Source organism: Amycolatopsis granulosa (assembly GCF_011758745.1).
Taxonomy (GTDB): domain Bacteria; phylum Actinomycetota; class Actinomycetes; order Mycobacteriales; family Pseudonocardiaceae; genus Amycolatopsis_E; species Amycolatopsis_E granulosa.
On the sequence record NZ_JAANOV010000001.1, the window covers coordinates 4,501,136 to 4,513,920 of the forward strand.

General features: G+C 71.0%; 12 protein-coding genes, 2 tRNA genes and 1 pseudogene. 6 read left to right on the forward strand and 9 right to left on the reverse strand.

The annotated features are described in order from the left end of the window. Window positions 1-111: 111 nt before the first annotated feature. Window positions 112-187 (reverse strand) — tRNA-Lys (locus FHX45_RS22120). Between the two features lie 175 nt (window positions 188-362). Here FHX45_RS22120 and FHX45_RS22125 point away from each other — a divergent pair. Further along, window positions 363-1,553, forward strand: coding sequence for a L,D-transpeptidase (locus FHX45_RS22125; RefSeq protein WP_167105256.1), 1,191 nt, complete (start codon window positions 363-365; stop codon window positions 1,551-1,553). A gap of 556 nt (window positions 1,554-2,109) precedes the next feature. Here the strand turns inward: FHX45_RS22125 and FHX45_RS22130 are convergent. From FHX45_RS22130 to FHX45_RS28195, 4 genes and pseudogenes are all read right to left on the reverse strand, one after another. Further along, window positions 2,110-2,185: transfer RNA gene (locus FHX45_RS22130), tRNA-His, on the reverse strand. Window positions 2,186-2,257: 72 nt separating this feature from the next. Continuing rightward, complete coding sequence (gene orn / locus FHX45_RS22135) at window positions 2,258-2,866, reverse strand: oligoribonuclease (protein ID WP_167105259.1); 609 nt, start codon at window positions 2,864-2,866, stop codon at window positions 2,258-2,260. Window positions 2,867-2,949: 83 nt separating this feature from the next. Next, window positions 2,950-3,876: a S1C family serine protease gene (locus tag FHX45_RS22140; protein ID WP_167109320.1), complete on the reverse strand. Its 927-nt coding sequence runs from the start codon at window positions 3,874-3,876 to the stop codon at window positions 2,950-2,952. Between the two features lie 366 nt (window positions 3,877-4,242). Beyond that, window positions 4,243-4,476 (reverse strand): annotated as a pseudogene (locus FHX45_RS28195) (rRNA adenine N-6-methyltransferase family protein); the annotation flags it as partial. 115 nt (window positions 4,477-4,591) lie between these two features. On the opposite strand from FHX45_RS28195, the gene FHX45_RS22150 reads away from it, so the two are divergent. From FHX45_RS22150 to FHX45_RS22160, 3 genes are all read left to right on the forward strand, one after another. After that, complete coding sequence (locus FHX45_RS22150; protein ID WP_167105262.1) at window positions 4,592-5,575, forward strand: DNA-3-methyladenine glycosylase family protein; 984 nt, start codon at window positions 4,592-4,594, stop codon at window positions 5,573-5,575. A gap of 690 nt (window positions 5,576-6,265) precedes the next feature. Then, window positions 6,266-6,994, forward strand: coding sequence for a M50 family metallopeptidase (locus FHX45_RS22155; protein WP_167105265.1), 729 nt, complete (start codon window positions 6,266-6,268; stop codon window positions 6,992-6,994). A gap of 51 nt (window positions 6,995-7,045) precedes the next feature. After that, window positions 7,046-8,287, forward strand: coding sequence for an aldehyde dehydrogenase family protein (locus tag FHX45_RS22160; protein ID WP_167105268.1), 1,242 nt, complete (start codon window positions 7,046-7,048; stop codon window positions 8,285-8,287). A 61-nt stretch (window positions 8,288-8,348) separates the two neighbouring features. Here FHX45_RS22160 and FHX45_RS22165 read toward each other — a convergent pair whose 3' ends face one another. From FHX45_RS22165 to FHX45_RS22175, 3 genes are all read right to left on the reverse strand, one after another. Beyond that, complete coding sequence (locus FHX45_RS22165) at window positions 8,349-9,302, reverse strand: adenylate cyclase regulatory domain-containing protein (protein ID WP_167105271.1); 954 nt, start codon at window positions 9,300-9,302, stop codon at window positions 8,349-8,351. A 7-nt stretch (window positions 9,303-9,309) separates the two neighbouring features. After that, entirely contained in the window at window positions 9,310-9,759 is a 450-nt protein-coding gene (locus tag FHX45_RS22170; protein WP_167105274.1) for a universal stress protein, read from the reverse strand. Between the two features lie 247 nt (window positions 9,760-10,006). Next, complete coding sequence (locus FHX45_RS22175) at window positions 10,007-11,068, reverse strand: chromosome segregation protein (protein ID WP_167105277.1); 1,062 nt, start codon at window positions 11,066-11,068, stop codon at window positions 10,007-10,009. Between the two features lie 275 nt (window positions 11,069-11,343). On the opposite strand from FHX45_RS22175, the gene FHX45_RS22180 reads away from it, so the two are divergent. Together FHX45_RS22180 and FHX45_RS22185 are read left to right on the forward strand one after the other, a co-directional pair. Beyond that, window positions 11,344-11,718: an SPW repeat protein gene (locus FHX45_RS22180; RefSeq protein WP_167105280.1), complete on the forward strand. Its 375-nt coding sequence runs from the start codon at window positions 11,344-11,346 to the stop codon at window positions 11,716-11,718. A 29-nt stretch (window positions 11,719-11,747) separates the two neighbouring features. Beyond that, window positions 11,748-12,338 carry a TetR family transcriptional regulator gene (locus FHX45_RS22185; RefSeq protein WP_167105283.1) on the forward strand — a complete coding sequence of 197 codons (591 nt, stop codon included), beginning with the start codon at window positions 11,748-11,750 and terminating at the stop codon, window positions 12,336-12,338. On the opposite strand, the gene mce is transcribed toward FHX45_RS22185, so the two are convergent. Then, a complete protein-coding gene (gene mce, locus FHX45_RS22190; RefSeq protein WP_167105286.1) occupies window positions 12,335-12,778 on the reverse strand; it encodes a methylmalonyl-CoA epimerase in 444 nt (147 codons plus the stop codon). The genes FHX45_RS22185 and mce overlap by 4 nt on opposite strands. Window positions 12,779-12,785 lie beyond the last annotated feature (7 nt).

A 12,785-nucleotide genomic window follows, 5' to 3' on the forward strand; every position in this document is an offset into this window, starting at 1 on the left:
TCCGTCACGGGGCCCGGCGATCGTCCTGGGGGCGCTCGGTGGGCCGAAAAGGAACAGTAAAAGCACAGCAAGATCAAAAAGCAAAAACCCCAGGTCTTTGACCTGGGGTGATGGTGCGCCATCAGGGACTCGAACCCCGAACCCGCTGATTAAGAGTCAGCTGCTCTGCCAGTTGAGCTAATGGCGCTGGCGTGGGCCGCCTGGTCTCCCTGGCGACGTGGAAAAGGTTAGCACGTCCTGCAGGGGCCCTTTACGGAGGGTCCTGAAAAGCGTTTCGGCAGGTCGCGGCGCGGTGCGGGCGGTGATCGGGCAAACTGGAGCTACAGGTGCGAAGCGGACGATCTTCACTCGATGGGGGCGCGATGCGGCGTTCGGTGGCGGCGGGCGGATGGGCAGGGCTGGTGCTGGCGGCCGTGTTGCTGGCCGGGTGCACGGCGGGGCCGGCCCAGGGTGGCTCCGGTGGGCACGACGCTCCGGCGGGCCAGGCGGATGTGGCCAGGCCGGTGTCGCTGGCCGTGGTTCCCCCGGCCGGTGCCGTGGACGTCGCGCCTGGGGAGCCCGTTTCGGTCAAGACGACCGACGGCAAGCTGACGGAGGTCACGCTTCGTAATCCCGAGGGTGTGGCGGTGCCGGGCGTGTTGTCGCCGGATGGCCGGTCGTGGGAGTTCGCCGAGGGGCTCGGTTACGGCAAGCAGTACGCGCTCACCGTCGTCGCGGTGGGGGCGGACGGGAAGCCGGTCACCTCGACCTCGGCGTTCACCACGGTCGCGAAGCCGCGGCGGACGATCTCCGTCTCGCTGAACGCGCAGGAGGGCGAGACGGTCGGCGTGGGGATGCCGTTGATCTTCACGTTCACCTCGCAGGTGGCCGATCGGGCGGCGGCGGAGCGCGCATTGCGGGTGGTGACCGAGCCGGTCACCGAGGGCGCCTTCCGCTGGACGGGGGACAGCACGGTGATCTGGCGGCCGAAGGACTACTGGCGGCCGGGCACGAAGATCTCGGTGGACGCGGCGATCTACGGCAAGCCGCTGGGTGGTGGCGCGTACGGCCTGGAGGACCGGTCGGCGCACGTCACGGTGGGCGACAAGGTGGTGGTGGTCGCGGACGGTGCCTCGCACCGGGCGACGGTGTCGGTGAACGACGCCGAGGTGCGGACCCTGCCGATTTCGATGGGCAAGCCGGGGCACACGACGCCGTCGGGTACGTACACGGTGATGAGTGAGCATGAGGGGTACACGATGGATTCCGGGACCTACGGTGTCCCGGCCGACACGCCTGGTGGTTACCGCACCTTCGTGAAGTACGCGGTGCGGTTGTCCAACAGCGGGATCTTCTACCACTCGGCGCCGTGGTCGGTGGGTTCGCAGGGGCGCCGGAACGTGAGCCACGGCTGCATCAACTTGTCGAACGACAACGCCAAGTGGCTGATGGACTTGTCGAAGAAGGGCGATGTGTTCACGGTTGTCAACAGTGGCGGCCCACAGCTGGAGCCGACCGACGGCTGGTCGGTGTGGCAACTGAGCTGGCCCGCCTGGACCACCCCGGCAAACTGACGCGCCCCCACACTCGGAACCCAGCCACAGTCCGCGCGACCACCACAGCTCACGCCCACGGCCCACGAGGTCGCTCCGCGACCGGTAAGGCCCCGCCTCAACGATGCTGGTTCGTGGCCAGCGTGATCAGCGCCCGCCAAGGTGAGAAGCTCGCACGCGGGGGGTGACCCTGAGGTATGAACGCCCCAACCCGGCGGGGCCGCTAGGCGACCTGTGCTCCCCGCCCGCGCCTGGCCCACGAGGTCGCTCCGCGACCGGTAGGGCCCGCCTCAACGATGCTGGTCCATGGCCAGCCTGATCAGCGCCCGCCAAGGTGAGAAGCTCGCACCGTGGGGGCCTGGGGGCTCGGCCCCCAGAAACAATGACGAACCCCACCCAGCGAGGCCGCGAAGCGACCGAGCAGGGCTTACCTCAACGGTGCTGGTTCATGGCCAGCGTGATCAGCGCCCGTCAAGGTGAGGAGCTCGCACCGTGGGGGCCTGGGGGCTCGGCCCCCAGAAACAATGACGAACCCCACCCAGCGAGGCCGCCAAGCGACCGAGCAGGGTGGGGCCATTGGGGTGAGTGACGGGACTCGAACCCGCGACTTCCTGGACCACAACCAGGTGCTCTACCAACTGAGCTACACCCACCGCGCGGGGCGACTTTCGATCGCCACCAGCCGGGATATCGTAGCGTGGCCGCGGTGCGGGCCACGCGCGGGGTCACTTGCCGTGTTCGAGCTGCACTTTCGCGGCGGCGGCGCGGGCTGCTTCGGTGCTCGGGCCGGGCATGGGCACGAACGCGGTGCGCCGGTAGTAGTCGAGTTCGCTGATGGATTCCTTGATGTCGGCGAGTGCCCGGTGGGCGAGGCCCTTCTCCGGCTTGGCGTAGTAGATGCGCGGGTACCAGCGCCGGACGAGTTCCTTGACGGAGGACACGTCGACCATGCGGTAGTGCAGGTGGGCGTCGAGTGCGGGCATGTCGCGGGCGATGAAGCCGCGGTCGGTGGCGATGGAGTTGCCGGCGAGCGGGGCGCTGTTGGGTTCGGGGACGTGGGCCCGGATGTAGTCGAGGACGCGGTGTTCGGCTTCTTCGAGGGTGACGGCGGAGCGGCGGACTTCGTCGGTGAGCCCGGATTTCGCGTGCATCTCGCGCACGATGTCGGGCATGCCGGCGAGCGCGTCGTCGTCGGCGTGGATGACGAGGTCGAGGCCGTCGCCGAGGATGTTGAGGTCGGCGTCGGTCACCAGGGCGGCGATTTCGATCAGGGCGTCCTTCGCGAGGTCCAGCCCGGTCATCTCGCAGTCGATCCAGACAAGACGGTCGGTCACCGGGAAACCCTAACGCGGTCCGCGCGCGGGGACAGTTCGGCACAGCGGTTCGGGCCGCCCCGACCGCGGCCCGTCCCGGTGTGTCAGCTGTTCTCGATCTGCTGGATGATCGTTTTGGCGTCGTTGATGGGGATGGCGAACCCGATGCCGACCGATCCGGCAGAGGTGGACGAGGGGCTGTAGAGGGCCGAGTTGATGCCGATGACCTCGCCGTTCGTGTCGACGAGCGGCCCGCCGGAGTTGCCCTGGTTGATGGGTGCGTCGGTTTGGATGGCGGTGTAGCTGGGGCTGTCGCCGGTGCGGTTCGCGGTCTGTCCGAACGGGGTGTCCTGTTTGCCGCTGGAGATGTCGGAAAGCTGCCGGTTGAGGGCGCTGACGATGCCGGAGGTGACCGTGTTCTGCAGTCCGCCGGGGGAGCCGATGGCTACGACTTGCTCACCGACTTGCAGTTTGCTGGAGTCGCCGAGCTTGGCGGGGGTGAGCCCGCCGGCGCCCTTGGCCTGCAGGACGGCGATGTCGGCCTTGGTGTCGGCGCCGAGCACGCGGGCCTGGTATTTGGCGCCGTCGGACAGGGTGATGGTGATGTTCCCCGCCGCGCCGGACACGACGTGGGCGTTGGTGAGGATCTTGCCGTCGGCGGTGAGGATCACCCCGGAGCCGATGGCCTCGCCGTCGCCGGTGGTGACGTTGACCTGGACGACGCTGGGCAGCACCTTCCGGGCGACCGAGCTGACGTCGGTGTTGGTCGTGCTGGACACGGTGGTCGCGGAGGGCGGCGCGAGCGAGGTGGTCGACGTCGCGTGGTCGAGGCCCACGATGGCGGCCCCGCTGGCACCGCCGACGACGGCGGCGGCGAGTGTGCCGGTGGTGACGAGGACGGCGAGGCGCTTCTTCTTCGGCCGCGGGGGCGTGAGCGCCGGCGCGACCGCGACCGGCTGCTGGTAGTGGGGGTGGCGGTAGGTCGGCGGGATCCCGCCGGCCTGGCTCGCCCGGAACTCGTTGTCGTTCATGTCATCGAGGTTGGCCGGTTTCCTTGAGAGAATGCTGTGGGATGGCCCGGGAATCCGCTGAGAAGAATTTCCTGAGAACCTCAGGTGCCGAGCCGCCTGGGGAGAGCGGGCCGGCGCTTTCCCGGGGTTCAGGTCGCAGGCGAGCCGAGCCCACTCGTTGGGCCGCACGGTCGCCGCGAGTTGGGACAGCCGGATTCCGGCGCGGCGCAGTGCTCGGTGGTCGAACGGCGCGTGGGCTGGTGTGGCGGATCGCCGGTAGGCGGTGGACAGGATCGTCCACAGTGCTCTTTCCGCCGATCGGGGGAGGTGATTCCGGCGGATCGACAGGTGTGCGGAGTCGACGCGCGGTGGCGGGGAGAAGTGGCGGGCGCCGGTGCGCGATACCAGGTGGAGGTCGAAGCGGGCGGCCCAGCACGCCTGCACCGCGTGCCGCGGCACGGTGGCGCAAATCCGTTCGGCGAAACCCCGTTCGACGAGCAGGTCCGCGCGGTGGAGTGCGGTGCGTGAGGTGAGCAGTCGGCGCAGGAGAGTGGTCGACAGCGCATGCGGAATGTTCGCCACGACGAGGAACCGTCGCGGCAAGGGGATCTCGCCCGGCATCGGCGTGCACGTTGAGCCGGTCCCGGAACCGGACGGTCAGCGGGGTCATTTTCCGGATTTGTCGGTGGGTCCCGCTACCGTCGTCCCATCATCGTCGAGCCGAAGGAGAACAACGATGACGAGCACCGTGACGAGCACCGTGACCAGGGCGGCGCGGGGCGCCGTGGAGATCGGCGTGCCGGGGCAGTTCGACCTCACCGCGGCGGCCCGTTTCCTGGAGGGGTTCACGCCCGCGGCGCGACCGGACGCGGCGGAGGAACCGGGCACGCTCCGGTTCGCTTTCCCGCTGCCGGGTAGCTGGGTCCATTGCGGGGCGCGGGTACGGCAGCGGGCCCCCGGCGCGGTGGAAGTATCCGTGGTAGCGGGGAAATCGGATGTCGCGGAAGTCCCTGATGCCGCGGAAGTGGCGCGGCACGTGGCGCGCATCCTCTCGCTGGACGTGGACGGTTCCGGTTTCGGCGCGGTCGGCGAGCGCGATCCCGTCGTGGCCGCCTTGCAGCAGCGGTATCCGGGGTTGCGGCCGGTGCTGTTCACATCTCCGTACGAGGCCGCCTGCTGGGCGATCATCGGGCAGCGGATCCGGTTCGGGCAGGCGGCGTTGTTCAAGCAGCGCATCGCAGAGGCGCGCGGCACCCGACTGGATGTCGACGGCCGTCCGTTGTGGTCATTCCCCGCGCCGGCGGAGTTGCTGGCGATGCCGGCGCCGCCCTGGTTGCCGGAGATCAAAGTGGACCGTCTGCGGGCGGCGGCCGAAGCCGCGCTCGACGGCCGTCTCGATCCCGCGGCGTTGCGCGCTGCGGAACCCGAGGACGCGCTGGAGGCGCTGCGTGCCCTCTCCGGAATCGGGGCGTTCTCGGCGCAGCTGATCCTGATCCGTGGTGCCGGCCACCCGGACGTCTTTCCGAGGGACGAGCGTTATCTGCTCGAGGAGATGCGGCGCGCCTACGACCGTCCTGGTGCTTCCGTTGCGGATCTGGCCACCATCGCTGACGCCTGGTGCCCCTACCGCAGTTGGGTCGCTCTTCTGTTCCGCGTGAACCGTGGTCACCACGCGACGCCGGAGGGAGGTGAACCGCGACGCGATGGTCGAGCCGACTGAGCGACGACAATCCCTGCTGTCCAGGGAGACCGCCGGTTGGTCGCGTGCCGCCGGCTCACCCTGTGCTGATGGCGCGCTCCCCACACCGGCGGCTGATCACGCTGGCGGTTGATCCGGCTGGTGGCTGATCACGTGCCGGTCGCCGATGAGCGGGCGCGGCTGATCCCCTGGCTCTGGTCGTACCGGGGCGCATCACGCTGCCGCTGATCGCGGTGCAGTGGTTCGCGCGCTGCCGGCCGGTCGCCGTGCGGACCGGCCGGGACGCCGGTGGATCGCGCGCTGCCCGGCCCGTATCGCAGCCTGGGCTGATCACCGTCTTCGCCTGATCACGCGCGTGCGGCTGATCACGCTGCGGCTCGGCTCGCCGGTGATCGATGCCGCTTCCGGTCGGGCGAGTGGCGTTGCGGGGAGGTGTCCGGGTAGCGGTCGTTCAGGTGGTTGCGAGTCCAGCCCTGTCCGCGCGTGCACCACGTGCGCGGACAGGCCCGGTCGGGTCCACTGGCCCACGGGTGGGCCGCGGTGGCCGTTCGGTCGTGCCGCTTGTGCTCGTGGGTGCTGCCGGTGCGCGCTGAGCTCCTCGCCGGGGGCGGTGCGCCCGAGGTGGGATCGGGTCGAACTATCAGGGAAGGAGCTGTGCACGCGATGGGGGTGATAACAGGGAGCGCACTCGCTGTGTGGTGAGCTTCGCGCGTGAACGAGGCGACGGCAGATCTCCACGTGCTGGCGGGTCTCTTCGGGGCGCAACCCGGTCCGTCCATCCCGGTGCCGCTGGTGACCGGCGGTATAGCGCTGCTGCTGGTGCTGTCCGGCGCGCCCTGGCGGCTGGCTCGCAACGTGGTGACGATTGTCCACGAGGCAGGCCACGCGCTGGTCGCGGTGCTGGCCGGGCGCCGGCTGCAGGGGATCAAGCTGCACTCGGACACGTCGGGCGTCACGCTCTCCCGGGGCAAGCCGGAAGGTCCGGGCATGGTGCTGACCGCGCTCGCGGGCTATCCGGCGCCGGGGATGCTCGGGCTGGTGTTCGCGAGTTTGCTGGCCGCCGGGCGCATCACGGCGCTGCTCGTGCTCGCCGCGTTGCTGTTGCTCGGCGTGCTGGTCATGGTTCGCAACGCCTACGGCGTGCTGTCCGTGGTGCTCACGGCCGGCGGGCTCGCAGTGGTCGCGCTGCTGGCCGGGCCGGAGGTGCAGGCGTGGTTCGTGTACCTGATCACGTGGTTCCTGCTCCTCGGTGCGCTCCGCCCGGTCGTCGAGCTGCAGATGAAGCGGCGACGGGGCGCGGCGCGGGACTCGGACGCGGACCAGCTGGCCCGGCTGACCGAGGTGCCGGCGGCGCTGTGGATGCTGATGCTGGCCGTGATCGCGATCACCTGTCTGGTCGTCGGGGGCGCCTGGCTGCTCGAACCCGCGCTGACGCCCTGACCTGCCCGTGCGGCACACTGGTGTCTCCTGGTTTCACGTGTGGAGGTAGCGGTGTCCGACGAGGTGGCGAAGGCTGTTGAGGAATGCGCGCGGGCGGCCAAGGCGGCGGCCCCGTCGTTGGCCACCGCGTCGGATGCGGCCATCGACGCGGCCCTGACCGCCATGGCGGCCCGGCTCCTCGACGCGCGGGACAGCGTCCTGGAGGCCAACCGGGCCGACGTGGAGCGCGCCCGGCAGGACGGCATGAGCGCCGGCCTGCTCGACCGGCTCACGATCACCGAGGAACGGCTCACCGGCATGGCCGAGCAGCTGCGCCTGCTCGCCGGAGCGCCGCACGCGGAGCGCGAAATTCCGGTGAAGGCGCTGTCCGGCGGTCTGCGGCTGGTCGAGCGCCGCCGCCCGGTCGGGGTGATCGGCGCGAACTACGAGGCGCGGCCGAACGTGACGGTCGACGTCGCGTCGCAGCTGGTCAAGTCCCGCAACGCCGGGGTGCTGCGCACCGGTTCGGCGGCGCTGGGCTCCGCGCAGCGGCTGCTCGAGGTGGTCGTCGCGCCGGCGCTGGCGGAGGCGGGGATCGACCCCGCCGTGGTGCAGCTGGTGCCGCGGGTCGAGCGGGAGGCCGCCGCCGCCCTCGTCCGGTTCCCGGACCTGGTCCCGCTGGTCATCCTGCGCGGCAGTGGTGAGAGCACCCGCGCGCTCGCGCTCGAGGCCGCCCAGCACGGCGTCCGCACGCTGGCCCACGCCGACGGTGGTGGGGTGCTGTACGTCGACGAGGCCGCCGACGCCGGCAAGGTGCGCGACCTGGTCTTCCACAGCCTCGACCGGCTGGGCGTGTGCAACCGGCTGAACCTGCTGCTCGTCCACTCCGCGGTGCACGACCAGCTGTGGCCGGTCATCGCCGAGGCACTGGCCGAGCGGAACGTGACCCCTTCCCTCCCGCCGCACGACCACCCCATCGGCTACGAGTGGGCCCTCGACTCCGAGCGCGAGGCCACGGTCACGGTCGCGCAGGTCAGCGGCGTGACCGAGGCGGTCGAGATCGCCAACGAGCGAACCTCCGGCCTCGCCGCGGGCATCGCCACCGAGGACGCCGGGACCGCCCAGGCGTTCTTCGACGGCTACACCGGCACGGGCGTGTTCTGGAACGCCCCGACCCGCCTGCTCGACGGCTTCAAGCTCCTCGCCGTGCCCGAGACCGGCATCAACCTGGACAAGGTGCCGGGTCCCCGCGGGCCGGTCACCTACACCGACCTGTACGTGCGCCAGTTCGCGGTCCTGCCCGGGAACCAGTGAGCACGAGTGGCTGCCGGGATGCGCCCGGCAGCCACCACGGGCCACCGGCGATGCGGCGACCTCAGTCGCGCCTGAGCACGTACGGGTGCAGCCGCGGGTAGCCCCGCACCGCCACCGGCCGCCGGGACCGCACCGCGAACCCCGGCACGCCGCCGAGGGCGTCGGCCAGGGCGCGGTCGGCCAGCACGGTTCCCGGGCGCGCGACGGACGTGAGCCGGGCGGCCACGTTCACCACCGACCCGTACACGTCACCGAAGCGGCTCAGGATCCGGCCCGCCGCCAGCCCGGCCCGCACCTCGGGCAGCTCCGGATCCGCCGCCGTGCGTTCGGTCAGCGTCAACGCGATCTCGGCCGCGTCGGCGGGCGCGTCCGCCACGAACAGCACCTCGTCGCCGATCATCTTCACCACCCGGCCGTGGTGATCGGCGATCACCTCGGTGGCGAGCAGCTCGAAGCTCTCCAGCACGGCGCTGAGCTCGCTTTCGCCGAGACGGCGGGTCATCCGGGTGTAGCCGACCATGTCGACGAACCCGACGGCCTCGGTCCGCGCCTCCAGGTTCTCCTCCGGGGAGGCCAGTGCCCGCCCCGCGAACGCTGCCAGGTGGCGGCGCCACACGAAGTCCTGCACGCGTTGCAGTTCCGGCAGCAGCCGCTCGACGAGCGTGACGACCTGCGCGTCGTCCTCGCCGAGGTGCCCGGTCTCGGTGATCAGCGTCCACAGCATCCGCACCTGCCACTCGGCCAGCCGCGACAGGTGCAGGCCGAGCGTGCGGGCGACCGGGGCCTCCAGCCGCTCGTCGAGCAGCCCGGAGGAGATCAGCTGATCGGTGGTGCGGACGGCGTCGATGTCCGCGTCGGTGAAGACGACTTCGTCGTCCCCGACCGTGGCGAACCCGAGCGCGCGCCACAGCCGGGTGGCCCGTTCGATCGGTACACCCGCCCGCTCGGCCACCTCGAGCCGGGTGTACCGGCGCTTGCCGCCGAGCAGAATGCCTTCCAGACGCTCGGAATCCACGCCCGGCCTACGTCGTGTGCACGATCAGGACGTCGACGCCGGATTTGCGTGCTGCCTCGGACGGCACCGAACCGAGGAGCCGGCCGGTGAGGGTGTTCAGCCCGCGGTTGCCGACCACCAGCAGGTCGGCCGCCCGGTCGGACACGACCTTGCGCAGCGCCTCCACCGGCTCGCCGACCACCGCGACCGTCTCGGTCTTCTCCGCGCCGGCGGTGCGGGCGCGGTCCTGCGCGCTGCGGAGGGTGTCCTCGGCCGGTGCGGAGCCGACCACCTGGTAGGCCTCGTCACCCAGGACGTCCTGCGCCTTCTCCACGTCCTGCCTGGTCGCCGGGTAGTAGGCGCACACGATGACCAAGGTGGCACCGGAGTCCGCCGCGACGGCGGCCGCGCGATCGACCGCGCGGAACGATGAATCAGACCCGTCCGTACCGACGACCACGGTCCGGTATGCAGCCATCCCAATACCTCCGGCAAGGGTGCGCGTCCTGTGCGCATTCGCAAGTGGCGCCAGGTTACTCGCCAGTCGGTTCCGGCGCAGCCCCAGCATCAGGACGTGTTCCCGGCCGGGTCTGCTGGTGGAGGGGAGGTTGGCGACCGGGTGACGCGGGCGGTGTGGCGGGGCGCGTGGTGAACCGACCTCCCCGCTACCGGCGTGACCACCGTCGGCACTGTTGGCGGCCCGTGCCGGCGGGCGGAGCCGCGGGTTACTGGCGTCCGGCCGGCTTGCCCGCGGAGGTGGCCTCGCGTTCCTCCGGCAGCGGTTCGATCACCGGTTCGGCGTCGCCGAGGACCGAGTTCGCCTCGACGAGCACTTCGCGCGCCGCCTTGACCTGTTCGGCTATTCCGGCTCGCAGTTTGCGCAGGGCCTCGACCCGGTCGGCCGCCGCGTTGATGCGGCGGTTCGACTCCTCCGTGGCCTCGCGCACGCGGCGCGCTGCCTCGTCGGACGCCTCCGCCAGCCGCGCGTTCGCCTCGGTGATCGACTCCGTCCGGCGCCGGTTGGCGTCCTCGATGGACTCGCGGCGGCGGCGCTCGATCTCGGCGTTCGCGGCGGCCTCCTCCTCGGCGACCTTCTTGCGGATGGCCGCGGCTTCGTCCGTCGCTTCGCGCACGCGCCGCTCGGCTTCCGCCTTGCTGGTCGCCTCCTGCTCGGCGAGCACCTGCATCGCCTCCGCGCGTCGCGTCGCCATCGCGATCTCGAAGTCCTCTTCGACCTGGGTGCGGCGCTGCTCGGCCTCGCGGTCGAGGCGGTCCCGCTCCTCCCTGGCCTTGGTCGTGATCGACTCGGCCTCGGCGCGCGCGGTCTCCAGCACCTTGCGGTGCTCGGCCTCCATCTCCTTGCGCCGTGCGTCCAGCTCGGCCAGCAACTGCTCGTAGCGGGCCCGCATGGCGCTGGCGTCCGCCTCGGCCTTGGCCCGGATGTGCCCGGCCTCGGCCTCCGCGCGGGCGCGGGTGTCCGCGGCTTCCTCCTGCGCCAGCCGCAGCATGCGCTGCAGCCGCTCGGACAGTCCTTCGACCGTGGTCGGCGGCTGGCCCAGCCGCTCCACCTGCCCCCGCAGGTTCTCGATATCCCCGCGAGCCTGCTCGAGCTGCCGGGCGAGGTCGCCGGCCTGCGAGATGGCGGCGTCCCGGTCGGCGGCGAGCATTTTCAGATCGCTGTCCAGCCGTTCGAGGTGCTCGTCGACCTGGTGGCGGTCGTAGCCGCGCTTGACCAGGTCGAAACCCGCGCCGAGCGGTACCAGCTCTCGTTCGTCGCCAAGGCTCATGCGGCTCAGACTACTGAGGTCCGGCGGATCAAACTGATCCGGTCGAGGTGCTCCGCCCGCATCCGCGCGTCGCGCACGCGTTCCGGCCGGCGTGCCAGGGCGCCCACCTCGGCTTTCCGTTCCCGGCCGCGCCCGGAAATCCGTGGAAGGCGAGCAGTGGTCGTTTTCGAATTCATCCCGGGGTGAGATTGACCGGGCGGCCAATCAAGGCGCACGATGGAGGTGCGGAGACCGCGGGACGTGGCCTCCCGGATCGGTTTCGGAGGTGATCACGAATGGCTGATCGGTCGAAGCGGGCGTGGACCCGTCCGCACGACTGGGCCGAGGTCGTGCTCGGACTGGTGGCCCTGCTGACACCGTTGTGGGCGAGCACCGGCAACGCCGCGATGTGGACGATGATCGTGCTCGGCGCCCTCATCGCCCTGGACGGCCTGCTGTCGCTGGCCGTGCCGGGCCTGGTGTACGGCGAGGGACTCCAGGTCATCCTCGGAGCGCTGCTGTTCATCGCACCGTGGGTGATGTCCTACACGGGCCTGGGCGTGGCGGCCTGGTCGTCGTGGATCATCGGTGCCCTGACCGTGATCGCCGGCCTGGCGGCCCTGCCGGTGGCGAACTCCGTGCACCGCGGCGGGATGCGGACCGCGCACTGAGCGCGGCAGGGAAACGAGAGGCGGGCGGAGTGGCGCGTTCCGATCACGAGGACGATCTTCCGGCCAAGGAGCGGATTTTGCGCGCGGCCGAGGACCTGTTCGCGGAAAACGGTTTCGACGCCACTCCGACCTCCCGGATCGCCGAGCGCGCGGGCGTGCCCAAGGGGCTCGTGCACTATTACTTCCGCCGCAAACCGGACCTGCTCGGCGCGCTGATCAAGCGGCTTCCGGAGGAGCAGATCGACGCCGCCCGCGTCGTGGTGCCGGGCGACATCGCGGAAAGCCTGCGGCGGCTGGTCTCCGAGCTCGACGCACGCCTGGCCCGGTCCCGGATGCTGTCGCACCTGCTGTGGCGGGAGGCGGACACGCACCATGCGGTGCGGGATGCGCTGCAGGAGCGGTTCCAGCAGCTGGTCCGGCAGGTGCGGGCGGTGATCGTCGCCGCCGGGAGTGGTGAGCTGGCGGTGGCCGACGTGGACAGCGCGGCCGGGCTGCTCGCGCTGGCGGTGAGCTACCGGCACTCGGTGGCACGGCACGCCGGTGACGATCCACCGGACCTGATGGACCGCGAGGTGAACTTCGTCGCCGACGCCCTGACGGCCCGGGCCGCGCCGGGTTAGTGCGCGGCGGCCGGTTCGACCAGTTCGACGAGGACGCCACCGGCGTCCTTGGGGTGCACGAAGTTGACCTTGCTGTTCGCGGTGCCGCGCCGGGCCTTGTCGTAGAGCAGCCGCAGCCCCTTGGCCCGCAACGCCTCCGCCGCCGCTTCGACGTCGGTGACGCGGTAGGCGAGCTGCTGCAGGCCCGGCCCCTTGCTGTCCAGGAACTTGCCGATCGTCGAGTCCGGGCGCAGCGGGGCGAGCAGCTGGATCGCCGGGCCGGACTCGTCGCCGGGCGCGTGCAGCATCGCCTCGCGCACGCCCTGCTCCTCGTTGACCTCGGAGTGCGTGGCGATCAGGCCGAAGTTCGACGCGTAAAATTCGATCGCGGCGTCCAGGTCGGCGACGGCGATGCCGACGTGGTCGATCGTCGTCACGAACGGCTTCAGCGCGTCATCCATGGTGGTC